The 23,819-nt window shown below is 68.2% G+C and carries 15 protein-coding genes, 1 tRNA gene and 1 pseudogene; 12 read left to right on the top strand and 5 right to left on the bottom strand.

Translation table 11 applies throughout. The features are described from left to right. Window positions 1–2 precede the first annotated feature (2 nt). From ACZ5PO_RS03460 to ACZ5PO_RS03450, 3 genes are read left to right on the top strand one after another with little or no spacing between them, the layout of a single operon-like run. Window positions 3–950, top strand: a complete 948-nt coding sequence (locus ACZ5PO_RS03460) for a branched-chain amino acid ABC transporter permease (RefSeq protein ID WP_464190289.1) — start codon at window positions 3–5, stop codon at window positions 948–950. Next, a complete protein-coding gene (locus ACZ5PO_RS03455; protein WP_464190287.1) occupies window positions 943–1,692 on the top strand; it encodes an ABC transporter ATP-binding protein in 750 nt (249 codons plus the stop codon). Before ACZ5PO_RS03460 ends, ACZ5PO_RS03455 begins: the two co-directional genes overlap by 8 nt. Next, on the top strand, window positions 1,689–2,402 hold the full coding sequence (locus ACZ5PO_RS03450; protein ID WP_464190285.1) for an ABC transporter ATP-binding protein: 714 nt from the start codon (window positions 1,689–1,691) through the stop codon (window positions 2,400–2,402). The genes ACZ5PO_RS03455 and ACZ5PO_RS03450 overlap by 4 nt, the downstream gene beginning before the upstream one ends. Before the next feature lies 1 nt (window position 2,403). Here ACZ5PO_RS03450 and ACZ5PO_RS03445 read toward each other — a convergent pair whose 3' ends face one another. After that, entirely contained in the window at window positions 2,404–2,862 is a 459-nt protein-coding gene (locus ACZ5PO_RS03445) for an Lrp/AsnC family transcriptional regulator (RefSeq protein ID WP_464190283.1), read from the bottom strand. 152 nt (window positions 2,863–3,014) lie between these two features. On the opposite strand from ACZ5PO_RS03445, the gene ACZ5PO_RS03440 reads away from it, so the two are divergent. From ACZ5PO_RS03440 to ACZ5PO_RS03430, 3 genes are all read left to right on the top strand, one after another. Next, window positions 3,015–6,536 (top strand): indolepyruvate ferredoxin oxidoreductase family protein, encoded by a 3,522-nt coding sequence (locus tag ACZ5PO_RS03440; protein ID WP_464190281.1) that lies wholly within the window; start codon window positions 3,015–3,017, stop codon window positions 6,534–6,536. 922 nt (window positions 6,537–7,458) lie between these two features. Continuing rightward, window positions 7,459–8,658, top strand: coding sequence for an efflux RND transporter periplasmic adaptor subunit (locus ACZ5PO_RS03435; protein WP_464190278.1), 1,200 nt, complete (start codon window positions 7,459–7,461; stop codon window positions 8,656–8,658). Window positions 8,659–8,669: 11 nt separating this feature from the next. Then, on the top strand, window positions 8,670–11,849 hold the full coding sequence (locus ACZ5PO_RS03430; RefSeq protein WP_464190276.1) for an efflux RND transporter permease subunit: 3,180 nt from the start codon (window positions 8,670–8,672) through the stop codon (window positions 11,847–11,849). A gap of 42 nt (window positions 11,850–11,891) precedes the next feature. Here ACZ5PO_RS03430 and ACZ5PO_RS03425 read toward each other — a convergent pair whose 3' ends face one another. Both ACZ5PO_RS03425 and ACZ5PO_RS03420 read right to left on the bottom strand, forming a co-directional pair. After that, entirely contained in the window at window positions 11,892–13,364 is a 1,473-nt protein-coding gene (locus ACZ5PO_RS03425) for an arylsulfatase B (RefSeq protein WP_464190274.1), read from the bottom strand. A 92-nt stretch (window positions 13,365–13,456) separates the two neighbouring features. Continuing rightward, entirely contained in the window at window positions 13,457–14,509 is a 1,053-nt protein-coding gene (locus ACZ5PO_RS03420; RefSeq protein WP_464190272.1) for an AraC family transcriptional regulator, read from the bottom strand. 234 nt (window positions 14,510–14,743) lie between these two features. On the opposite strand from ACZ5PO_RS03420, the gene ACZ5PO_RS03415 reads away from it, so the two are divergent. Further along, window positions 14,744–14,828 (top strand) — tRNA-Leu (locus ACZ5PO_RS03415). Window positions 14,829–14,964: 136 nt separating this feature from the next. On the opposite strand, the gene ACZ5PO_RS03410 is transcribed toward ACZ5PO_RS03415, so the two are convergent. After that, window positions 14,965–15,948, bottom strand: a complete 984-nt coding sequence (locus tag ACZ5PO_RS03410) for an alpha/beta fold hydrolase (RefSeq protein WP_464190270.1) — start codon at window positions 15,946–15,948, stop codon at window positions 14,965–14,967. A 254-nt stretch (window positions 15,949–16,202) separates the two neighbouring features. Beyond that, window positions 16,203–17,120 carry an MBL fold metallo-hydrolase gene (locus tag ACZ5PO_RS03405; RefSeq protein ID WP_464190268.1) on the bottom strand — a complete coding sequence of 306 codons (918 nt, stop codon included), beginning with the start codon at window positions 17,118–17,120 and terminating at the stop codon, window positions 16,203–16,205. 306 nt (window positions 17,121–17,426) lie between these two features. Here ACZ5PO_RS03405 and ACZ5PO_RS03400 point away from each other — a divergent pair, with 306 nt between their 5' ends. From ACZ5PO_RS03400 to ACZ5PO_RS03380, 5 genes and pseudogenes are all read left to right on the top strand, one after another. Then, entirely contained in the window at window positions 17,427–20,420 is a 2,994-nt protein-coding gene (locus ACZ5PO_RS03400; protein WP_464190265.1) for a PAS domain-containing protein, read from the top strand. Further along, complete coding sequence (locus ACZ5PO_RS03395) at window positions 20,417–21,058, top strand: response regulator transcription factor (RefSeq protein ID WP_464190263.1); 642 nt, start codon at window positions 20,417–20,419, stop codon at window positions 21,056–21,058. Before ACZ5PO_RS03400 ends, ACZ5PO_RS03395 begins: the two co-directional genes overlap by 4 nt. A gap of 2 nt (window positions 21,059–21,060) precedes the next feature. Continuing rightward, window positions 21,061–21,450: a response regulator gene (locus ACZ5PO_RS03390; protein ID WP_464196644.1), complete on the top strand. Its 390-nt coding sequence runs from the start codon at window positions 21,061–21,063 to the stop codon at window positions 21,448–21,450. Next, the gene (locus tag ACZ5PO_RS03385; protein WP_464196642.1) at window positions 21,440–22,144 is read left to right on the top strand and encodes a response regulator transcription factor; all 705 of its coding nucleotides are present in this window, start codon (window positions 21,440–21,442) and stop codon (window positions 22,142–22,144) included. The genes ACZ5PO_RS03390 and ACZ5PO_RS03385 overlap by 11 nt, the downstream gene beginning before the upstream one ends. 290 nt (window positions 22,145–22,434) lie before the next feature. Next, window positions 22,435–23,645 (top strand): annotated as a pseudogene (locus tag ACZ5PO_RS03380) (NAD(P)/FAD-dependent oxidoreductase). Window positions 23,646–23,819 lie beyond the last annotated feature (174 nt).

Here is a 23,819-nt window from a genome sequence, read left to right as displayed (position 1 = left end):
CCATGGCTGCACGCTTTCCCAACATCGCCACGCTGCTGGTCATCGCCGCCCTCGTCGTCATGCCGTTCGTGATGCACACGACGCTGGCGACGCAGATCGTCATCTTCGCCACGGGAACACTGTCGGTCACGCTGCTGCTCGGCGCCGTGGGGCTGCTGTCGTTCGGCCAGGGGCTCTTCGTCGGCCTCGGCGCCTACGCCTGCGCCATCCTGCTGCGCGACCACCAGGTGGGCCCGCTGGCGGGCCTGGTCGTGGCGATGCTCGCCGGCGCCCTCCTGGCCCTGGTGCTCGGCGCCCTGATCGTGCGGCGGCGCGGCGTCTACTTCGTCATGCTGACGCTGGCCTTCGCCCAGATGGGCTACTTCGCCATGCTCGCCTTCAAGGGCGTGACCGGGGGCGAGAACGGGCTGACCGGCCTGCCGCGCGCCTTCACGGTGCTCGGCCTGCCGATCCAGAGCCCGCTGTCGTTCTATGTCCTGACCACTGCGGCCTTCCTGATCGCCTTCCTGCTGGTGCAGCGCCTGATCGCCTCGCCGCTCGGCAGCGTGCTCGCCGCGATCCGCGAGAACGAGGGCCGCTCGGAGGCGCTGGGCTATCCGGTCGCCCGCTACAAGCTCGTCGCCTTCGCCCTCGCCGGCGCCATCGCGGGCCTGGCGGGCGGCCTGCACGCCATCTTCCTCGGCTTCGTCCCGCCGAGCGACATCGAGCTGGAGATGAGCCAGCGCCTGCTCATCATGTCGATCATCGGCGGCGTCGGCTCGCCCGCCGGCGCGCTCGCCGGCTCGGCGTTCTACACCTTGGTCTCGGAGGCGCTCTCCGAGATCTGGGCGCGCTGGCTGGCGCTCATCGCGCTGCTGCTGATCGCCATCGTGCTGTTCCTGCCGGGCGGGCTGTGGAGCATCGGGCGGCTCGTCACCGGGCGCGCCGACAGGAACGCCGGCCATGGCTGAGTATCTTCTCGAGGCTGACGACATCGGCGTGCGCTTCGGCGACTTCCAGGCCCTCGCCGGGGTCTCGATCGCCGTCGAGCCTCGCACCATCCATGCCCTGATCGGCCCCAACGGCGCCGGCAAGACGACGCTGTTCAACGCGCTGACCGGCGTGCGGCGCCCCAACTCCGGGCGCATCATGTTCGCCAGCCACGACGTCACGCGCGCCCCGGCGCACCGCCGGGTCCGCTACGGCATGGCCCGCTCGTTCCAGGTCACCAACCTCTATCCGGCGCTGACCGTGGCGGAGAACGTCCGTCTCGCCGTACAAGCGCGCCACGAGGGCGAGGGCTGGGTGTTCTGGCGGGCTCCGGAGCGGTCGGATATCGCCGGCGAGGTCCAGGAAATCCTCGATCGGGTCGGCATCGGCGACCGGGCCGGCACGCGGGCCGGCGACCTGTCGCACGGCGCCCAGCGCTCCCTGGAGATCGGCATGGCGCTCGCCGGCCAGCCCCAGCTCATCTGCCTCGACGAGCCGCTCGCCGGCATGGGCATCGACGACGTGCACCGCACCAAGGAGCTCATCGTCAGGCTGCGCGAGGCCATGGCCGTGCTGCTCATCGAGCACAACATGAGCGTCGTGCTCAGCATCTCCGACCGCGTCACGGTCATGGCCCAGGGGGCCAAGATCGCCGAGGGCTCGCCCGAGCGGGTGCGCAACGACCCGGCCGTAAGGACGGCCTATCTGGGAAGCGCGGCATGAGCACCGATCCGCTGCTCCATGTCCGCGGCCTCAACGGCTGGTACGGCAAGAGCCATATCCTCCAGGGCGTTGACCTCTCGATCGGGGAGGGCGAGCTGCTGGCGCTGCTGGGCCGCAATGGAGCCGGCAAAACGACGACTATGCGCGCGCTCATGGGCCTGCTCAGCCGTACCGAAGGCGAGCTGCGCTTCGCCGGCGAGCCGATCCTCGGCCTGCCGTCCTACACGATCGCGCAGCGCGGTCTCGCACTGGTGCCCGAGAACCGCGGCATCTTCGGCGCGCTGACCGTCGAGGAGAACCTGAAGCTTGCCGCCAAGCGCAATTCGCCCTGGGGCGTCGAGCGCATCTGGACGATGTTTCCCGCCCTGGCCGCCCGCCGGCGGACGCCGGGCGGCAAGTTGTCGGGCGGCGAGCAGCAGATGCTCGCCATCGGCCGCGCGCTGGTCACCGGCCCGCGGCTGCTGCTGCTCGACGAGCCGACCGAGGGGCTCGCGCCGGTGATCGTGGCGCAACTGGTCGAGATCCTGCGCGAGCTGAAGGCCGCGGGCCTGAGCATGCTGCTGGTGGAGCAGAGCCTGGAGACGTGCATGGCGGTGGCCGACCGCTTCCAGATCCTCGACGGCGGCACCATCGTCTGGGAGGGCAGCGGCGAGGCGCTGCTCGCCGCCGAGGAGGTCCGCTCCCGCCACCTCACCCTCGAGCACGCCTGATTCAGATCGGAAGCTGGCTCTGGTGCTTGATGACCTTGAGCACCAGGTTGGTGCGCACGTGCGCGATGCCGGGGAGCCGGAACAGGAACTCTTCGAGGAACACGTTGTAGGCGTCCTTGTCCCGGCAGACCACGCGCAGGTGATAGTCCGCCTCGCCGGTCGTGGCGAAGCACTCCAGCACCTCCGGTCGCTCGACGATGCGGGCGATGAAGCCCGAGACCGGCGCGCTTTCGTGGCGAACCAAGGTCACATGCACGATGGCGGCAAAGCTGAGACCCGCCTTCTCCGCGTCGAGCAGCGCCGGATAGGCCGCGATGACGCCGGCGTCCTCCAGCGCCTTGACCCGGCGCCAGCAGGCGGACGCGGAGAGGCCGGCCCGCTCGGCAAGCTCCTGATTGGAGATCCTGGCGTCCTCCTGGAGGAGCCGGAGCACGCGCTTGTCGGCCTCGCTGAGGTCCATCGAGCTCTCCCTCCGGCGTTGGCCAATTATTCCACTGGGGAGGAATTCGGCGGAAGTACCTACCGAAGCTAAACCCAGAATTGGACATTCTGGAGAAATTATCCAGCGGCGCGGGCGTATTATCCGTTGGGACGACGCAGAGGGAGGGAGCGATGCTCCAGATCCTCAGACGAACGCCCGACATGGGCTACACGCTCGAAGACCGCTACACGAAGGACCGCGGCCGCGTCTTCCTAACGGGCACCCAGGCGCTGGTGCGCGCGGTGCTCGATCAGGCGCGGCGCGACCGTGCGGCCGGCCAGCAGACGGCGGGCTTCGTCTCGGGCTATCGCGGCTCGCCGCTCGCCGGCGTCGACCTCGAGCTCTGGCGCGCCAAGGCCCTGCTCGACCAGCATCGCGTCGCCTTCCTGCCGGCGGTCAACGAGGATCTGGCCGCGACGGCCGTGCTGGGCTCGCAGCAGGTCGAGACCAACCCGGACCGTGAGGTGGAGGGCGTATTCGGCCTCTGGTACGGCAAAGGGCCCGGCGTCGACCGCGCCGGCGATGCCTTGAAGCACGGCAACGCCTACGGCTCGTCGCCGCACGGCGGCGTGCTCGTGGTGGCGGGCGACGACCACGGCTGCGTGTCCTCGTCGATGCCCCACCAGTCCGATGTGGCCTTCATGGCCTGGTTCATGCCCACGCTGAACCCGGCCTCGGTCGCCGAGTATCTCACCTTCGCCGAGTACGGCTACGCCTTGTCCCGCTTTTCAGGCATGTGGGTCGGCTTCAAGGCCATCTCGGAGACGGTAGAAGCCGGGGCCTCGGTCGAGCTGCCGGCGCCGCGCGTCTTTCAGATCCCCGATTTCCACGTGCCCCCGGGCGGCCTGCACTATCGCTGGCCCGATCTGCCGGGCCCGCAGATCGAGGAGCGGATGGAGGCGAAGAAGCATGCGGTCCTCGCCTTCGCCGACGCCAACCCGATCGACCGGCACGTCTACGTCGTGCCGGGGGCGACCTATGGCATCGTCACCACCGGCAAGGCCCATCTCGATCTGATGGAGGCGCTGCGGCTGCTCGGCCTCGACGAGGCGGCGTGCCGGCGCATCGGCATCGACATCTACAAGGTGGGCATGGTGTGGCCGCTGGCGCGCCGCGACGCGCTGGACTTCGTCAAGGAGAAGCATGAAGTCCTGGTGATCGAGGAGAAGCGCGGCATCATCGAAAGCCAGCTCAAGGAATACTTTTACGACTATCCGGGCCACAAGCCGCGCGCCATGGTCGGCAAGCGTGACGAGGAGGGCCATCGGCTCATCCCCTGGACCGGGGAGCTGACGCCGCGGCTGCTGGCGCCCGTCGTGGCCAAACGGCTGGATGCGATGTTCCCGGGGCTTGGCCTGTCGGACAAAGCCGCGGCGCTCGCGCCCGACGCCGACCGGCTGATCCAGGTTCCGGGTGCGACCCGCACGCCCTACTTTTGCTCCGGCTGCCCGCACAACACCTCGACCAAGGTGCCGGAGGGATCGAAGGCGCTCGCCGGCATCGGCTGCCACGTCATGGCGACCTGGATGGACCGCGAAACCACGTCGCTGATCCAGATGGGCGGCGAAGGGGTCAACTGGGTCGCCTCGTCACTCTTCACCGGCCGCGACCACATCTTCCAGAATCTCGGCGACGGCACCTACTACCACTCGGGCTCCCTGGCGATCCGCCAGGCGGTCGCCGCCAAGACCAACATCACCTACAAGATCCTCTACAACGACGCGGTAGCGATGACCGGCGGTCAGCCGCTCGATGGGCCGATCAGCGTGCAGGCCATCGCCCATTCGATGCGCGCGGAGGGCGTCGAGCGTATCGCGCTCGTCTCAGACGACCCCAGCAAGTTCATGGCGTCGGACTTCCCGCGCGGCGTGACGATCAGCCATCGGCGCGACCTGGATCCCGTGCAGCGCGAGCTGCGCGAAGTGCCCGGCGTGTCCGTCCTGATCTACGAGCAGACCTGCGCCACCGAGAAGCGGCGGCGGCGCAAGCGCGGCACCCTGGAGGACCCCAAGCGCTTCGCCTTCATCAACGATCTCGTCTGCGAAGGCTGCGGCGATTGCTCGGTCGAATCGAACTGCCTGAGCGTAGAGCCGAAGGAGACGCCCTACGGCCGCAAGCGCCAGATCAACCTGTCGAGCTGCAACAAGGATTTTTCCTGCCTGAACGGGTTCTGCCCCAGCTTCGTCACCGTCGAGGGCGCGACGCGCCGGCGCAATACGGCTGTGGCGAGGGATCTTGCGGCGCTGGCGACGCAGCTTCCCCAGCCGGTGCTGCCGACGCTCGAGAGCGCCTATGACCTGCTCGTCACCGGCGTGGGCGGCACCGGGGTGATCACGGTGGGCTCGCTAATCACCATGGCGGCGCATCTGGAGGGCAACGGCGCGTCGGTGCTCGACTTCACGGGCTTTGCCCAAAAATTCGGGCCGGTGCTGAGCTATGTCCGGCTGGGCGCAGAGCCCGAGGCGATCCACCAGGTGCGGATCGACCAGGGTGCTGCGGACGCGCTCATCGGCTGCGATCTCGTCGTGTCATCGTCGCCAAAGGCCTCGACCGCCTACAGGCGCGGCACGCGCGCCATCGTGAACACCGCCGAGATGCCGACGGGCGACGTGGTGCGCTCGCGCGATGCCGACCTGGCCGCCGGCGCCCGCCTCAGGGCCATTGGCCGCGTCGTCGGCGAAGCCAACCTCGCGACGTTCAACGCCAACGAGCTGGCGGAAAGGCTCTTCGCCGACACGGTCTTCGCCAACATGATCATGCTGGGTTTCGCCTGGCAGTCGGGACTGGTGCCGGTCTCGCTGGATGCCTTGATGCGGGCGATCGAGCTCAACGGCGTGCAGGTGGAAAAGAATCGCGAGGCCTTCGCGGCCGGCCGTCTGGCCCAGGCAAGGCCGGAGTTCGCGGCACCGGCCCCCGAGGCGGTACCGCCGGCCGAGACGCTGGACGGGCTGATCGCCCGTCGCGTGGACTTCCTCACCGCCTATCAGGATGCAGCGTGGGCAGCGCGTTTCCGCGAGCGGATCCAGCAGGTGCGCGACGCGGAGCGGCCTTACCGGTCCGAGGTGCTGACCGAGGCCGTGGCGCGATCCCTATTCAAGCTGATGTCCTACAAGGACGAGTACGAGGTGGCCCGCCTGCACATGGAGACCGGCTTCCTGGACGAGCTGCGCCGCCGGTTCGACGGGCCCTACAAGGTCCACTATCATCTGGCGCCGCCGCTGCTGCCGCTCGGGCGGGACGCCCGGGGCCGGCCGCGCAAGCGTGCGTTCGGCCCCTGGATCCAGCTGCCCTTCCGGCTGCTCGCGCGTCTGAAGACGCTGCGCGGCACGGCGTTCGACGTCTTCGGCTACACCGCCGAGCGGCGCATGGAGCGCGCGCTGATCGATTGGTACGAAGGGCTGATCGACACGATGCTCGCCCGTCTGCGCGCCGAGCCGCCACAAGCATTGCTGGCGCTGGCCCGGGCGCCCATGGAGATCCGCGGCTACGGCCCGGTCAAAGCGAGCGCGGTCCAGAAGGTGCTGGCCGAGGTGGCGGCCCTGCTGAACAGGACGTCGCCCCCCGACAAGCCCGACGCTCAGTTGCCAAGCGCGATGCGCGACGCGGCCCCTTCGCCGCAAGTGCGCGCCCAGGAGGAAGCACATCTGCATTGACCTGGGGGGCGTGACGCAGCCGCGCCTGTGACTGCCGCCAGCGGCTGAGCCATGATGGTAAGCTTTCATCCTGCGAGGGCAGAAGCGGTTGGACCACCCCCCACCCTACCCACCACTTCGTGGGGGGAGGAGCATTTGCTTGCAGCGTTGGGAGAGTAAGCGAGCCGGCAAAACGACAGGCCCCCCCTTGCGGGGAGGCCGTCCCGTGCGAAGCGGAAGGGACTGGTGGGGGGACGCTCCCACCGCCGCGACGCTGGCAGAACCTGCGCCGTCGATATGTGTGCATTCGATAGCCCTCCCATGGAAGGGTACGGCAGCGGTGGATGTCCTGCCCGCCCACTCGAAACGACGAGCCCGGCACGCCTGCGGACATGAAGTGTAACAAATCGTGCCGAGAGCCGGCCGTGTGACACTTCGATACAAATCCCACGGCCGGACGCGGAATATTGGCGACATTTGACCCGTATGGTGCCGTTCGGTGGGTCCCGCTGCGGGATGCACCAAGCACTCGCCTGCGTGCCGACGTACGACGGCGGCCAAGACGACAAGCTCGATGAGCGGGGACAACACCACGTGACACGGATCGAGCCGGGAGGATGTCCCGATCGGGCGACGCTCCCTCGGGTAGAAGCGGTTCAACTCTTTGATTCTGGAGCGCTTCTTGCGATTGGGTGAGTCCACCCAAGCGCGAATCGCTCCAGGCGCTACGGCCCCGATCGACGTTCGGATCCGTTGCTGCGCCGGCAAACGCCCCCACCCTGCCGTGCAGTGGCGGAAGGCGAGGTCGGCTCTGGCGTCCCACAGCCCATCGTGACGCCGGCCGGCCTCGCCTACCCCAATCTCTCGTCGCCATCATCGCGGCCTCCTTGGAGCCGCCCGAGACCCCGGCGGCCGTCGGCGCCGCAACGACGGAAGCTCGCCCATGCCTCGTCCCATTCGTCTCCTGGCAGGGAGCGCGCTCCTTCTCGCCGCAGCCGCGGCAGCGACCGGCGCCGTCCGGCTGACGCCGGCTGCCATGCCGCCGCAGGCGCATGCGCAGGCCGGCCCGGCGGCGCCTCCCACCGTCAAGGTCGCACGCCCCGAGACGCGTGAAATCGTCGAGCGGCGCGAGTTCGCCGGCCGCTTCGAGCCCAGCGCCACTGTCGAGATCCGCGCGCGCGCGGCCGGCCATCTCGCGTCCATCGCCTTCGCCGACGGTGCGGTTGTCGAGAAGGGCCAGCTGCTCTTCACCATCGACCCACGTCCTTACCGCGCGGTGCTGGAGGAAGCCCGCGCCCAGCTTGCCGGCGCAGCCGCGCAGATCGAGCTCGCCGACCTCGAGCTCGACCGCGCCCAACGGCTCGTCGCGTCCCATGCCGCCTCCCAGGCGACCCTCGACCAGCGCCGCCAGCAGAAGAAGGCGGCCGACGCTGCCCATGCGCTGGCGAAGGCCGCCGTGTCGCGTGCCGAGATCGATCTCGGCTTCACCGAGGTGCGCGCGCCCTTCGCCGGCCGGATCTCCAATCGCCGCCTGGATATCGGCGCGCTGGTGAGCGACGGCGCCATGCTGACCACGCTCGTCGCGCTCGATCCGCTCTACTTCGTGTTCGACATGAGCGAGCAGGATCTGCTCGCCTATCGGCAGGCGGCCGACAGCGGTGCGGTCCCGGTGCTGCACGGGCGGCCGATCCCGGTCGACCTGCGCGGGCAGGCTGACCGCGACTGGCCGCACAAGGGCACGATCAACTTCGTCGACAACCGCCTCGAGGCCGGGGCGGGCACCATCCGCGTCCGCGCCGTCATCGCGAACCCCAGGGGGCTCACGCCGGGGCAGTTCGGTCGCGTCCGCCTGCCGTTCTCGGGCGCCTACGAGGCGACCCTGGTGCCGGAGACGGCGCTCATCACCGACCAGGCGGAGCGTGCGGTGCTCACCGTCGCCGCCGACGGGACGGTCCGGTCCGCCAAGGTGGATCTCGGGCCGCGCCACGCCGGGGGAATGCGCATCGTTCGTGGCGGCATCGGACCGGATGACCGCATCATCGTGAGCGGCCTGCTGCGGGCGCGGCCCGGACAGAAGGTGACGGTGCAGGAGGCCGAGCTCGAACCGCGCTCGGCCGCGCTCGGCGCCGGCCAGGCCGACTGAAGGCCGATCCGATGCGCCTCGCCCATGTCTGCATCGACCGGCCGATCTTCGCGGCCGTGATGTCGATCCTCATCGTGCTGATCGGCCTCGCCGGCTACGTCACCCTGCCGCTCGCCCAATATCCGCAGATCGCGCCGCCCACGGTCGTGGTCAACGCGCAATATCCGGGCGCGTCGGCGGAGGTCGTCAGCCATACGGTGGCGACGCCCATCGAGCAGGAGATCAACGGCGTCGAGAGCATGCTCTACATGTCCTCGCAGGCGACCGGAGACGGCCAGCTCTCGATCACCGTCACCTTTGCGCTCGGCACCAATATCGACGACGCCCAAGTGCTCGTGCAGAACCGGGTAGCCATCGCCGAGCCGCGCCTGCCCGAGGACGTGCGCCGCCTCGGCGTGACCGTGCGCAAGACGTCGCCGGACATCCTGCTGGTCGTCCAGCTGTTCTCGCCCGACAACTCGCGTGACCAGCTCTATCTCGCCAACTACGCGACACTCAGGATCCGCGACGCGCTGCTGCGCGTGCCCGGCGTCGGGGACGTGCGCATGCCGGCCACACGCGACTATGCGATGGTCGTCTGGCTCGATCCCGACCGCGTCGCCGCCCGCAACCTGACGGCGGGCGACGTCGTGGCGGCGCTGCGCGCCCAGAACGTGCAGGTCGCCGCTGGCGTGGTGAACCAGCCGCCGGTGCCGACGACCGGCGCCTTCCAGCTCAACGTGGAGGCCCTGGGGCGCCTGTCGGAGCCGGCGCAGTTCGAGAACATCATCGTGCGCACCGACACGGACGGCCGGGTCACGCGGGTGCGCGACGTCGCCCGCGTCGAGCTGACGGCCCAGAGCTATCGCGCCGGAGCCAATTTCGACGGCCGGCCGTCCCAACCGATCCAGGTGTTCCAGCAGCCGGGCTCCAACGCCCTCGACACCGCCGAACGCGTGGCCGAGGAGATGCGCCGCCTCGCCGAGCGCCTGCCGGCCGGCGTCGCCTACGACATTCCCTTCAATCCGACGCTGTTCATCGAAGAGTCGGTGAAGGAGGTCTACAAGACCCTCGCCGAGGCGGTGGTCCTCGTGGTCGTGGTCGTCATCCTGTTCCTGCAGACGTGGCGGGCGGCCATCATTCCCATTCTCGCCATCCCGATCTCGCTCATCGGCACGTTCGCGGTGATGGCGGCGCTCGGCTATTCGTTGAACAACCTGTCCCTGCTCGGCCTCGTCTTGGCCATCGGCATCGTCGTCGACGATGCCATCGTCGTGGTCGAGAATATCGAGCGGCATCTGCGCGGCGGCCTGACACCGCGGGAGGCGGCCCACCGGTCCATGGACGAGATCTCCGGCGCGCTGATCGCCATCGCGCTGGTGCTGTCGGCGGTGTTCATTCCGGCGGCGATGGTGTCGGGCATCACCGGCCAGTTCTTCCGGCAGTTCGCCGTGGTCATCGCGACGTCGACGGTGATCTCGGCCTTCGTGTCGCTGACGCTGAGCCCCGCCCTCGGCGCGCTGCTGCTGAAGCCGCACGAGCCGCACGGTCACCGCCGTCGCGGCCCGTTCGGCTGGGTGCAGCGCGGCTTCGCCGCGTTCAACGGGGCGTTCGACCGCCTGTCGCTGGGCTATGGCGGGATGACGCGGCGCCTGCTCCGCCTCGGCACGCTCGCGCTCGTTCCCTACGCCGGCCTGCTGGCGCTCGCCGCCTATCAGCTCGAGCGTGTGCCGCGCGGCTTCATTCCCGAGCTGGACCAGGGCTATTTCATCACCTCGGTGCAACTGCCGCCGGGCGCGGCCCTGGCGCGCACCGAGGCCATCGTGACGGAGCTGTCCAAGCGCCTGATGGAGGTGGACGGCGTCGCCCACGTCGTCGCCGTCGCCGGGCAGGACGGCGCCACCTTCACCACCGCCTCGAACAGCGGCGTGGCCTTCGTCATCCTGGAACCCTTCGCCCGGCGCGCGGCGGCCGATCGCAGCCTCGAGGCCGTCATGGCGGAGGTGCCGCGCCTGGCGGCCGACCTCACCGAGGCGCGCCTCATCCCGATCAAGCCGCCCTCGGTGCGCGGCATGGGCAATGCCGGCGGCTTCAAGATGATGGTCCAGGACCGCAACGGCACGACGCCGGCCGACCTCGAGGCCGTGCTCGCCGGGGTCGTGGACGCCGCCGCGCGGCATCCGGAGCTGGCGCGCGTCTTCACGCCGTTCAACACGACGACCCCGAAGCTCTTCGCCGACATCGACCGCGTGAAGGCGGAGATGCTCGGCGTGCCGGCCGGCCGCGTCTTCGAGGCGCTCGAGGTCTATCTCGGCTCGTCCTACGTCAACGACTTCAATTTCCTCGGCCGCACCTTCCAGGTGCGGGCCCAGGCGGACGGGGCGTTCCGGCAGGATCCGGCCGTCATCGCCGGCTTCAAGACGCGGAGCGAAACCGGCGCCATGGTGCCGCTCAGCTCAGTGGCCACGTTCGAGGAGCGGGTCGGCCCCTATCGGGTGCCGCGCTACAACCTCGCGGCGGCCGGCGAGGTGCAGGGCGCGGCGGCGCCGGGCACGTCGACCGGCACGGCGCTCGACCGCATGGAGCAGATCGCCGCGCAGGTGCTGCCCGAAGGCTACAGCTTCGAGTGGACGGAGATCGCCCTCCAGGAACGGCTCGCCGGCAGCTCCGGGCTGATCGTCTTCGCCGCCTCGATCGTCTTCGTCTTCCTGCTGCTGGCGGCGCAGTACGAGAGCTGGACGCTGCCGTTGTCGGTCATGCTGATCGTGCCGATGTGCCTGCTGGCCGCCGTCACCGGCCTGCTCGTCATGGCGTTGGATCTCAACATCCTCGCTCAGATCGGCCTTGTCGTGCTGATCGGCCTCGCCGCCAAGAACGCCATCCTGATCGTCGAGTTCGCCCGGCAGCGCGAGGAGGAGGGCCTCGGCCCCGCCGAGGCCGCCACGGAGGCGGCCCGTGTGCGGCTGCGGCCGATCATCATGACGTCGCTCGCCTTCATTCTCGGCGTCGTGCCGCTCGTGCTTGCGCAAGGCGCTGGCGCCGAGCTGCGCCAGGTGCTCGGCGTCTCGGTGTTCGCAGGGATGCTTGGCGTGACGGTGTTCGGCCTCGTGTTCACGCCGCCGTTCTACGTGCTCTGCCGGCGGCTCGGCGATGTCCGCCTCGGCAGAATCTCCGAAGTCCGCCCAACGGGCGGCCTCGACAATTCTGCATGATTCAAGAGATCTGGTGAGGGACGGGCCGGATGCCGCCGGCGATCAATCGTCCTCCAGCCCCATCTCGTAGAGCGCCGCGCCGGGCGTCGCGAGCGGCGCCGCAAGGGTCGCCTTCAACGCCGCGCCATAGAACAGGGGCGGAGCCATGGTGCGGGCGAGCGCGACCACGCGCTGCTGGAGCTCGGCGACCTTGTCCGGGTGTTGTGCCGAGACGTCGGTGGTCTCCGAAGGGTCGGCGTCGAGGTCGAACAGCTCGACCTTGGGCGGCAGCACGGCGTGCCAGTACAGCTTCCACTTGCCGTCGCGCACGGCGCCTTGCGTCGGCTCGACGTTGTAGACCATATCCCCGCGCCCCGTGTGACCCATGGCCAGCGCCGGCCAGACGTCGACGCCGTCCAGCGGCTTCGATCGGTCGAGGCTCGCGCCGGCCAGCCTGGCGAGGGTCGGCAGCATGTCGACGACGTGCATCGCCCCCTTCGCTTCCCCGGCCTGGATGCGCGCCGGCCAGTTAGCGAGCGCGACGACGCGGGTGCCGCCCTCGTAGAGCGTGCCCTTGCCGTCGCGATAGGGCGTGTTATTGGCGGGAAGACTGCCGGTGACGGCCCCTTCGCCGGCAAACATCTTGTTGCGGGTGCCGCCATTGTCGCTGTGGAACACGATGAGGGTGTTTTCGCGCATGCCGCGGGCCTCGAGCGCGCCCACCACCTTGCCGATCTGCTCGTCCATGGCGGTGATCATCGCCGCATAGGCCCGGCGCGACGGGTCTTCGACATGCGCGTACATGTCGAGGTAGCGCTGCGGCGCCTGATAGGGCGTGTGCGGCGCGGTGAAGGCGAGATAGAGCAACAGCGGCGTCTGCGGATCGTGGCCGCCGATCAGCCGCACGGCGTCGGTACCGAACAACTCGGTGTCGTAGCCGTCTTCCTTCACGAGAGCGTTGCCACGATACCAGTCGGTGACGCCGTGGGCCTCATGCTTGAAGTGGTCGATCTCGCCGACCAGCGGGCCGTAAAAGGAGTCGAAGCCGCGCTGGCGCGGCCAGAATTTCTGATCGGCGTGGCCGAGATGCCATTTGCCGATCAGCGCGGTGCGGTAGCCGGCTTCCTTCAGCACCTGCGGCAGCAGGATCTCGTCGGTGGCGAGGCCATAGCTTGCGCCGGAGGGGATGACGCCGGTCTGCAGCCCGTAGCGCAGCGGATAGCGCCCGGTCAGCAGGGCCGCACGGGTCGGCGTGCACATGGGCTGGACGTAGAACTGATCGAGCTTCGCCCCTCCGGCGGCGAGGCTGTCCAGGTTGGGCGTCCGGATGTCCGATCCGCGGAATCCGACATCGGCGAAGCCCAGATCGTCCGCGACGATGTAGAGGATGTGGGGGCGCGGCGCGTCCGCCGCCCGTGCGCCCGGTGCCGGCAGCGAGAGCCCGGCCACGGTGGCCAGGACGCCGGCGCCGCCGGCCAGCACATCGCGCCGGCTCGGCCCCGCCGCCTTGCCCGGAATTTGATTCAGGTCGCTCATGAGCTTCTCTGCCCGCGGAGTTCGTGTCGCGTTTCGGCTTAGCCTTAGCGAACCGGCGCTGCGGCGCTCAATTGCCATTTGGCGCCAGCCCATCAGCCGGACGTGCCCGCGCCAGCCTCTTGGAGCTTCCTGCGAAAGGCGAGCGGCGCCACGCCTTCCCATCGCCGGAACGCTCGCACGAAATGGGCCGGGTCGCCGTAGCCGAGCGCCCGTGCCACCGACCCGACCGGGCGGACGGTATCGGCAAGGTGCAGCCGCGCCTGCGCATGCCGCCAGCCGTCGACGAGCGCCTCGAAGGAGGTGTCGAGCCCGGCCAGGCGCCGCTGGAGGCTACGCGGAGCCAGGCCGAGGCTGCGGGAGGCATCGACCAGCGACAGCGTGCCCGCCAGCGCCGCGCTCTCGAAGATGCGGCCCAGCCCCGCGAGTAGGGTCGCGTCGTCGAGCCGCACCGCGTCCGCGGCGAGCGCCGGCGTGTCGCCCGCCATCGGGGGAACGGCCGCGCCGAACACTGCGCCGAGCACTTGGCTCGGCCGGTCGAGCCACGCGGCATCGAAGGTGATCTCCACTCCGCCGCCGGCGCCGAACGAAACGCCTGCACCAAGCTTGTCCTCATAGATCCGTGCCGGGGCCGGGGCCCGGTGCGGCAGGCTCACATGGAGCGGGGCGCTCTCGCATCCGGTGATCGCCCGCAGCGCCGCCACCGAGAAGGCGGCGACACCCTCGTTCAACACGCGCGCGTGATCGGGATCGCTGTCGGCGAGCACGTGGCGCCAGCGTACCATCCCGCCGGCCTGGTCGAGCGTTATGCGCACGCCGCCTTGGAGGCCCGGCATGTGGCGGGCCTGGGCGGACAGGCATTCGCCGAGCGTGCGCCCGGCGAACAGCGCCCGCCCGGTGAGGCCGAGCCGCGCAGGGTCGGCCGCGGCCGCCAGATCGAGCCCGATCGTCGGCTCGCCCGCCCGACGCGCCACCTCCTGAAGCAGGGTGCAGATCTGAGCCCGCGTGACGATCCGCTCGGGCGGAGGCAGGACGTCTTCGGCGATCCCGGCCCGCGCCAGCAGCGGCGGCAGCGCGACGCCGCGCTGCTCGGCGACGTCCGGGAGCATATGCACCAGCGCCAGGCTGGCGGGGTGGCGATCCCACATGCGGTGATGTCCCCGTCGCGACCGCTTCCCCGATGGTGGCGCAACCCAATCATACGCGCCGACAAAGATGAAGAGCAGCGCCATTTCGAGCCTACGGCGGCGGCGATGCGACATGAAGCGCCCCGCGCGTGCTGTCGCGGGCATTGGCCACAATCCGATATGAGCGGCAACCGCGACGGCGACGCCCGCGGTCCATTGACCCGGCGCTCGCTCTGGCTAATATCCGCCGCGTTTGCCCCTGTGGCGGAATTGGTAGACGCGCTCGACTCAAAATCGAGTTCCGCAAGGAGTGCTGGTTCGATCCCGGCCAGGGGCACCATTCCCGACACGCCAGTGCGCTCGTCCGGTTCCCACCGGACCGCACAGCTGCACGCCGAGTACGCGGAAATAGGGCGATCCAGACGATGGCCTCTCCGGAAGGAGCACCGGAGAGGCCATATCTTCGTTCGACCAGACTATACCCGGATGAAGTCGAGCAGATCGGCGTTGAACTGATCCCGATGAGTGGCCGTCAGGCCATGCGGCGCGCCAGGATAGTAAATTTCCTTGGCGCCCTTGATGAGCCGCGCTGATTTCCGGGCCGAATCCTTTACCGGCACGATCTGATCATCCTCGCCGTGCAGGACCAGCGTCGGAACGTCGAATTTCTTCAGGTCCTCGCTGAAATCCGTCTCCGAGAAGGCCTTGACGCACTCGTAGGCGTTCAGCGCTCCGGCCTGCATGCTCCAGAGCCAGAACTGGTCGAGCGTCCCCTGGGACACCGGGGCGCCGGGACGGTTCGCGCCGTAGAAGGCCACCGCGAGCTCCTTGTAGTACTGTGAGCGGTCGCCGGCGACGCCGGCGCGAATGCCATCGAACACCGCCATGGGCAGCCCCTCGGGATTGGCGGGGGTCTTCAGCATGATCGGCGGCACGGCGGCGACGAGAACAGCCTTCTTCACCCGCCCGGTGCCGTGCCGGCCGATATAGCGGGCGACCTCGCCGCCGCCGGTGGAATGGCCCACCATCGTCGCGTCCTTGAGGTCGAGGGCGTTGATCACCTCGGCCAGATCGTCGGCATAACCGTCCATGTCGTTGCGCGTCGCCGCCTGGCTGGAGCGGCCGTGGCCGCGTCGGTCGACCGCCACGCAGCGATAGCCGTTCCTGGCCAGGAACAGCATCTGGCCGTCCCAGGCGTCGGCATTCAGCGGCCAGCCATGGGAGAACGTCACGACGGGGCCGGAGCCCCAGTCCTTGTAGTAGATCTCGGTGCCATCCTTGGTGGTGATCGTACCCATCGTCTTGCGTCCTTCTCGGTTCGGGGTGGTGTGGGAGACCGGCCGGCGGGCCGGGGTGGCTTCGGCCGTTGGCATCATCAGGGCGACGGCGGCGGCGCCACCGCCGAGCAGGACGGTGCGCCGCGTGGAATCCGCGGACGGAGGTCTGGGGGCCCGTGTCATGGTGTCTTGTCCTGGCTTGGCTGATGGTCCACCGCGCCGGATGCCCGCCGACATTGGGCAGCGGCGCAGCCTCGCGGTCGCGGAAGCGAGGCCTCCGCGGCGCTGTTCGACAGGCGTGTGCTGGGAAGTTGGCCGTCAGGCCGCGCTTGTCCGTGCGATCGGCGGACGAGTCGCGCCGACCGGCAACAGAGATGATGGCGCCGAGTTCCCGGGCCTGAGTACGCGCCCTGGTTCGGCTCTCACCTAGCAAGCGGTCAGTAGTCCCAGAAGACCGGGACCCAGCGGAAGGCGTCGCCGTCGACCGCCACCCGGCCAACGGACGGGAACGGTAGGTGAGTGGCCACCAACTGTTCGCCGGTCGTCGCCAGCTCCGTCAAAAGACGGACCCGAACCCGGGCCGCCTCCTCAGGATCGTGTTCGAAGCCGTTGTACCAGTCGGGGTGATCGAACCCGACCGCGAACACGGCGTCGCCGGCGAACGTCAGCCGGTCGCCGCCGGATGCCAGGCGGACCACGCTGTGTCCCGGGGTGTGGCCACCGGTGCGACGGACGACCACCCCCGGCGCCACCTCGTGCTCCTCATCGAACGGGCGCAGATGGTTGCGGTACTCTTTCGCGAACCGCTTGGCGGCGGACCGAAGCGCGTCCGGGAACCCCGGCGGCATGTCGACGTGGGTAAAGTCGGGCGATTCCCAGAACATGATCTCGGCGGCCGCCACGTGGATTCGCAGGTCCGGACGCAGCCGGTCTTTCACCCCGTCGACGAGCAGCCCGCCGACATGGTCCATGTGCATGTGGGTCAGCACCACGTCGGTCACGGACGCCAGATCGATGCCGGCGGCCTCCAGTCGCCTGACCAGCTGCCCGGCCCGCGGCAAGTTCAAGTCCGGGTCCAACCCCAGTCCAGCGTCGATGAGTATGGTCTGATTGCCGCTATGGACCACGACCACGTTCAGCGCCCAGTCGAAAGCGTCCGGCGGCAGGAACATGTCGCTTAGCCAGGCCCCCCGCACGGCCGGGTCGGCGTTGTGTCCCAACATTTTGGTTGGAAGTGGCAGCACCCCGTCGCTGACCACCAGCACGTCGATGTCGCCGACACGCACCGCGTAGCGCGACGGAACCAACTCTTCGGGTCTCGTTCGACCGGGGTGTGAAGTGGTGTCCAAGCTCATGTTTCTCTCCTGCTGACCGCCGCCTTCCACACGGCATGGACGACGCTATGTTGGGCGTTGCGCCCTCGATACCGTGCCAAGGGATAGGTCCGGCTAGCGCGTCGCTAGCGGCCACTCGTCTCCAGTGTGAGCGACCGGCTCCAGGCGGCTCAGGAGCGGAAGCGCGCTTGTCCCATCCGGGACATGGCGTCCAGCGAGACTGTCGCGATCATGGATTTCCATGACGTGCAGTCCGGCCGCCGCGCGATTACGGTCCAAAGACTGTTCGCAGGCGCGGCCTAGATTGAGACGCTGGACGAAGAGCGGATGAATCCCGTGACGCCCTTTGTCCGACAGGAGTGGCCGATCATGATAGCTGCGCTTCCCCGGCCTCACCTGGCCCTGGCGACGATGGCCACCCTCGTCGGTCTTACGGCTTGCTGGCTGACCGCCGCTCCGTTCGGCCTGCTGGCCCCCGTCGCCGGCCTCTATCTCCATGCGCGCGGCCGAGCGGTCGCCCTTCTCAATGCGGCATTGGGCATCGCGTTCGTCGGGGCGGTATTGGCAGCGTGCTTCCATACCGGCGGCTTGCGTGAACTTGCATGGCTATGGGCGGCCGTCCTTGCCGTCGCGCTCTGCATCGGAGCGATCGTCGCCGCCGGCATGTCGGCGTCACGCGGCGGCGATGGAGCACGCACTGCGATCCGGAGCTCAACGACGGACGGAGCGGCCTCGCATGCCGGCAAGCGGCGCGAGGACGCAACCGGCGCCATTGGAGACGATAAAGCCGCGGCCGACGCGGCGTCTTCCCTGAGCCTCGTCCATCCGGACGACCGGGACGCGGCGGCTCATGCGGCCGCCCGCGCCTTTTGGACGGGCGTCCCTCAGGTCACACGAGATCGGCGGCTCCAGCCCGACGGCACTTATCGCTGGACCGAGACGCGCTCGGAGCCCGGGTACAGCGTCAGCGTCGACATCGACGATCTGGTGACGGAGAGAGCGCCGCCACCAATGGCGGCGTCGAGCCCGCTCGACGAAAGCGAAGCCGATGTCATGCGGTCGGCGAAGGTCGTCGAAAGCTTGTTCGGTAACGGATGGGCGTTCGATGCTGCCGGACGGTGGATCTACCTGCACCCGTTCGCCCAGAACTCACTCGGCGTGACGCTGGAGGATCTGAATGCTTCGCTGAAGGAGGGCGATACCGCCTGGAAGCGGTTGCTGCACCCGGACGACTATGACCGGATCGCCGCCACATGGCGCCACTGCCTGCGGACCGGCGATCATTTCAATGTCGAGTTTCGTTTTCGGCGTGCGAACGGCGTCTATGTCTGGGCACGGACCGCGGCGCGGCCATCGCGCGACAGCCGGGGCCATATCACGGGATGGTTCGGCATCGCGCTCGACATCGACGTCTACAAGAAGACCGTAGCGACGTTGCGCGACCGGGAGCGGGAGCTCTCCCAGCTCGTGGACATGGTCCCGAGCCATCTCTGGCGGCTCACGCCGGAAGGCGAGCCCCTCTTCTTCAACAGGCGCATGATCGATTTCCTCGGCCTGGACGTGGCGGATATGGACAAGCCAGGCATGAGCCGGCTGGAGGGGTTGCTGGAGACCATCCACCCGGACGATGTGGCGGGATTCAGGGAGGCGCTCGACCATTGCCTCGCGACCGGCGACGGGTTCGACTTGCGGTACCGTCTGCGCCGAACCGACGGCGCTTACCGCTGGATGTCGAGCCGCGCCGAGCCGATGCGCGACCAGGCCGGACACATCGTCCAGTGGTACGGCCTCTGTCACGACATAGATGATCAGATGCACGCCGAGGCGGCGCTTCGGCGCAGCGAGCGGCAGCTTCAGCAGCTGATCGATGCCGTGCCCGCCCTGATCTGGAGCACGACGCCCGAAGGAACACCATCCTACGTCAGCAAGCGGTTCACGGACGTGACCGGCGCCACCCTGAAGGATATCACCGCGCCCGACGCGTTGCCGTCCCCGACCGTGATCCATCCGGAGGACAGAGACGCGGCGCGGCAAGCCGTGAGCCACTCGTTCACGACGGGCGCCCCCTATGTCCAGAGATATCGCCAGCTCCGCGCCGATGGCAGCTATCGTTGGACCGAAACCCGCGCGGAACCGCTGCGCGACGATACCGGCGCCATCCTCCAATGGTACGGCGTGAGCGTCGACATCGACGATCTCGTCGCTGCCCAGGAGGCGTTGCGGCGAAGCGAGCGGGAACTCCAGCAGCTGATCGACGCCTTGCCGGTCCACATCTGGAGTTGGACGCCCACGGGCAAGCTCGCCTACGTCAACAAGCGATACCTGGACCATCTCGGCCTCTCGCAAGGCAACTTCGACGATTTCGCGAGAGTGATACAGAGTCTAGTTCATCCGGAAGACGGTGCCGAGGTGCAGCGCGCCGCAGCGAACTGCCTCAAGACCGGCGACGCCTTCATGATGCGCTATCGTCGGCGCAGCATGGATGGCGGCTATCGCTGGATGGAGGGCAGATCCGAACCTTTGCGTGATCAGGACGGAACGATCGTGCGTTGGTATCACGTAACGATCGACGTCGATGATGCCGTGCGCGCCCAGGAGGAGTTGCGCCTCGCCTACGACAATCTCGCACACCAGAGCCAGGCGGCCAGCCTTGCCGAGCTCTCCGCTTCGATCGCACACGAGGTGAACCAGCCGCTGGCGGCGATCGTCGCCAACTCTCACGCGTGCCAGCGCTGGCTCAAGGCGGCAACCCCGAACATCGAGCGGGCCCAGAAGACGGTGGAGCGCATCATCCGCGACGCCAATTCGGCAGCAGATGTCGTCAGCCGTATCCGCGCCCTGTTCAAGCGATCCGTGGAGACACGCGGCCACACGTCGTTCGAGAGCGTCGTCGCAGAAACGCGCGAGCTCTTGGCCGATGAAGTATTGCGGCGGCGCGTCCGCATGGATGTCGATGTCGAGAAAGACCTTCCGCCCGTCACGCTGGATCGCGTCCAGATCCAGCAGGTCCTGATCAATCTCATCCGCAACGGCATGGATGCGATGGACTCCATCGCGGGCGACAAGATCCTTGAGATGCGCGTACGGCGAGTTGGGGAGGTGGTCCAGACCGAAATCAGGGATCGTGGCCGAGGTATTGCGTTTCCCCAGAGGATATTCGAGCCGTTCTTCACGACGAAAGAGCATGGGATGGGCATGGGCCTGTCGATCTGCCGTTCGATTGTCGAGTCGCACGGCGGACGATTGTGGGCGGAGACGAACGAGCCGCGCGGAGCGGCCTTCGTCTTCACTTTGCCGGCTGAAGTGAAAATGGCGCCATGACGACGAATGATTGCATCGTCTTCATCGTGGACGACGACGAGCGCATCCGCGAGGCGCTCGAGGAACTCCTCGCGTCCCACGGCGTGCGCGCCGTCGCGTTCGGATCGGCCGGCGACTATGTGTGCGCAGACAAGCCGGACCTGCCGGCATGCCTGATCCTCGATGTCGAGCTGCCGGACATTAACGGCCTCGAGCTGCAGAAGCAGATCGCGCAAGGCGACCACCCGCCGATCGTCTTCATAACCGGGCATGGCGACATCCCGTCATCGGTCCGGGCGATCAAGCACGGCGCCGTCGACTTCCTGACCAAGCCCGTCAGCGATGCGGATCTCATGGCCGCGATCGATGCGGCGATCCAGCAGGACCGGAAGACGAGGTCGGAGCGCGCCGAACGCGGCGCGTGGCGGCAACGCTATCTCGATCTGACGCCGCGCGAGCGCGAAGTGTTTCCGCTCGTGGTGAGCGGTCTTCTCAACAAGCAGGCGGCCGCCGAGCTGGGGATCAGCGAGGTCACGCTGCAAATCCATAGAAGGAACGTGATGCAGAAAATGGCAGCAGCGTCGCTCGCCGATCTCGTACGTATTGCGGAGCGCCTGGACATACCGATCACTCATTCGCGCCGAGCGGGAAGGACGTGAGCGTGAGCGAGAGAAGGTCAGTCGTGGCGATCGTCGATGACGATGCGAGACTGCTCGAGTCGCTCGAGGATCTTCTCGAGTCCGCCGGTTATGCGGCGCGCAGCTTCCCGTCGGCCGAATCCTTGCTGATCGACGGGCTGTCGGGCGTGGACGTGCTCATCACCGACGTTGGAATGCCCGGCCTGGACGGCTTCGAACTGCGCGACCTGGCGACAAGGGCGCGTCCGGGCCTGCCGGTGTTCCTGATCACCGGTCGCCATGAGATTGCGGATCAGGGGCGAGCCGCCGGCATCAGCGGCTTCTTCCACAAGCCCTTCGATGCCCAGGCCCTGCTTGCGGCCGTCAGCGACGCATTGCGCGATCGAAAAGGAGAAGCTGACCGTGAGAAGTGATCAATCGCTCCTGCCGGGATCGGCATCGCTGTCGAAACAGCGGAGCAGAGATGTGGGCCAGCCACTCGTCGTCATCGTGGATGACGACGAAGCCGTTCGGGAGGCGCTGATGGATCTGATCCAATCGGCGGGGTTCCGGTCGGCCTGCTTCGCCTCGATCCATGAACTGCTCGACGCCGACGTGCTGGACAGTCCCGGCTGCTTGATCCTCGACGTGCGCATGCCCGGAACGAGCGGTCTCGACCTGCAGCGCCATCTGATCCAGAACGCCAATCCCAAGCCGATCATCTTCCTCACTGGGCACGGCGATATTCCGATGACGGTCCAGGCGATGAAGGCCGGCGCGGTGGACTTCCTGACCAAGCCGGTCCGGGATCAGACCTTGCTCGATGCCGTCATCGCGGCGATCGGGATCGATGCCGCGCGCCGGGCGCAGGCCCAGATCGCCCAACGCAATACCGACCGCTTCAGGCGGTTGACACCGCGCGAACGCGAGGTTCTGTCCGAATTGGCGCGCGGGCGGGTCAACAAGCAGATCGCCTTCGATCTCGGCATCCGCGAGGTGACGGTCAAGCTGCATCGCAGCAACGTCATGCGCAAAATGGAGGTGACGTCGATCGGCGAATTGATCCGGGCCTGGGAGACGCTGCCCGTGTCGATACGCGAGCCTCTCATGATGCAGCGCGTGGCGTAGGCCGGCCGATACCCGTCGAAAATCCCTCGCACACTGATGGGCCCCATGCTCGGCGGCGGCGACAGCGCGCCTACGGTCCAGCGTCGGTGCGATCCGTCTGCCCGTCGACGACCGCGATAGCGTCGACTGTGATGGCCCGCGAATGCCCAGGCCGACCTGGCATTTGGAGACAAAGACCTATCCTGCGGCACAGTATAGGGGCCGCGACCGAGCACGTAATCATCCGGGCATTCGGGAATGCCGGCGCCGTCCTGGCGAGGCGTCCAGCATCGACAAGGATGGAGCTCGCGATGCAGAAGAGGCTTGTGATCATCGGCGCCGGCTTTGCCGGCATGTATGCCGCGCTCTCGTCGGCGCGCCTGCGCGCCGAGAAGAGCGTCTCCGCCGAGGAGCTCGAGATCGTGTTGGTGTCTCCGGAGCCGCGGCTGGTGGTCCGCCCTCGTCTCTATGAGCCCAACCCGGAGACGCTGACGGCCCCGCTCGGCGATGTCCTCAAGGCGATCGACGTCGCCTATGTGCAGGGCCAGGTCGAGGCGGTCGACACGCGCGGCCAGTCGATCGAAATTGCCGGACCCGAGGGTAAGCGCCGGACGATGACCTACGATCGGCTGGTGCTCGCCACCGGCAGCTGCCTGTTCCGGCCGCCCATTCGGGCCTGGCGGAGCATGGGTTCAGCGTCGATCAGCTCGACGATGCGATCAAGCTCGATCGCCAACTTCAGGCCCTCGCGCACCGGCCTGCATCTGCCGCGCGCGATACGGTCGTCGTGGTGGGAGGCGGCTTCACCGGGATCGAGGCGGCGACGGAGATGCCGGCACGGCTGCGCAAGATCGACGGGGCCGCCCAGAAGATGCGGATCGTCCTCGTCGAGCGCAATTCGGAGATCGTCCCCGACATGGGCCCGGAGCCGCGCCCGATCGTCGAACGGGCCCTGCGCGAGCTCGGGATCGAAACGCGCCTCGGTGTTGGCGTCACGGCGCTCGACCCGTCCGGCGTCACGCTATCCACCGGCGAGCGCATCGAGAGCGAAACCGTCATCTGGGCAGCCGGCATCCGCGCCGCGCCCCTGACGGAGCAGCTTCCGGCGGAGCGCGACAGGTCCGGCCGGCTCGTGGTCGACCGCGAGTTGCGCGTCCCCGGCGTCGCCAGCGTCTTTGCGACGGGCGACGCAGCCAGGGCCGCCTGCGACGACCTCGGCAACTACGCTCTTATGTCGTGCCAACACGCCACAAGGCTCGGCGCCTTTGCCGGCAACAACGCGGCGGCCGAGCTGCTCGGCGTGCCGACGCGCCTCTATCATCAGGAAGCCTACGTGACGTGCCTGGACCTGGGCGAGGCCGGCGCTGTCTTCACGCGCGGCTGGGACCGGAAGGTGGAACTGACGGGCACCGAGGCGAAAGCATACAAGAAGGAGATCAATACTGTCTGGATCTACCCGCCGCGCGCCGAGCGCGCCGCCGCGCTCGCGTCGGCCGACCCCGAGCAGGTGACGAGCCTGTAGGGCATGATCCCAAAAAGTGGACACCGAGTTTCTGGATAAAATCATGCTCAAATAAAGACTTAGAGCGGGATGATGATTGGACGATAATCATCTCGCTCCAAGGTGTCCTCGATCATCCGGCGAGCGAAGAGTTCGGCTGCCATAGGTCAGCCATAGCCCGCTGCGCTTGGAATA

The organism is Chelatococcus sp. KU-N122 (genome assembly GCF_055391085.1).
The sequence above is the reverse complement of the archived record's forward strand: the minus strand, read 5'-3'. Positions and strand labels throughout refer to the sequence as shown.

Coding starts and splice junctions, on each gene's coding strand:
- ACZ5PO_RS03460 (WP_464190289.1), top strand. CDS start 3: ATGGCTGCACGCTTTCCCAACATCGCCACGCTGCTGGTCATCGCCGCC.
- ACZ5PO_RS03455 (WP_464190287.1), top strand. CDS start 943: ATGGCTGAGTATCTTCTCGAGGCTGACGACATCGGCGTGCGCTTCGGC.
- ACZ5PO_RS03450 (WP_464190285.1), top strand. CDS start 1,689: ATGAGCACCGATCCGCTGCTCCATGTCCGCGGCCTCAACGGCTGGTAC.
- ACZ5PO_RS03445 (WP_464190283.1), bottom strand. CDS start 2,862: ATGGACCTCAGCGAGGCCGACAAGCGCGTGCTCCGGCTCCTCCAGGAG.
- ACZ5PO_RS03440 (WP_464190281.1), top strand. CDS start 3,015: ATGCTCCAGATCCTCAGACGAACGCCCGACATGGGCTACACGCTCGAA.
- ACZ5PO_RS03435 (WP_464190278.1), top strand. CDS start 7,459: ATGCCTCGTCCCATTCGTCTCCTGGCAGGGAGCGCGCTCCTTCTCGCC.
- ACZ5PO_RS03430 (WP_464190276.1), top strand. CDS start 8,670: ATGCGCCTCGCCCATGTCTGCATCGACCGGCCGATCTTCGCGGCCGTG.
- ACZ5PO_RS03425 (WP_464190274.1), bottom strand. CDS start 13,364: ATGAGCGACCTGAATCAAATTCCGGGCAAGGCGGCGGGGCCGAGCCGG.
- ACZ5PO_RS03420 (WP_464190272.1), bottom strand. CDS start 14,509: ATGTGGGATCGCCACCCCGCCAGCCTGGCGCTGGTGCATATGCTCCCG.
- ACZ5PO_RS03410 (WP_464190270.1), bottom strand. CDS start 15,948: ATGACACGGGCCCCCAGACCTCCGTCCGCGGATTCCACGCGGCGCACC.
- ACZ5PO_RS03405 (WP_464190268.1), bottom strand. CDS start 17,120: ATGAGCTTGGACACCACTTCACACCCCGGTCGAACGAGACCCGAAGAG.
- ACZ5PO_RS03400 (WP_464190265.1), top strand. CDS start 17,427: ATGAATCCCGTGACGCCCTTTGTCCGACAGGAGTGGCCGATCATGATA.
- ACZ5PO_RS03395 (WP_464190263.1), top strand. CDS start 20,417: ATGACGACGAATGATTGCATCGTCTTCATCGTGGACGACGACGAGCGC.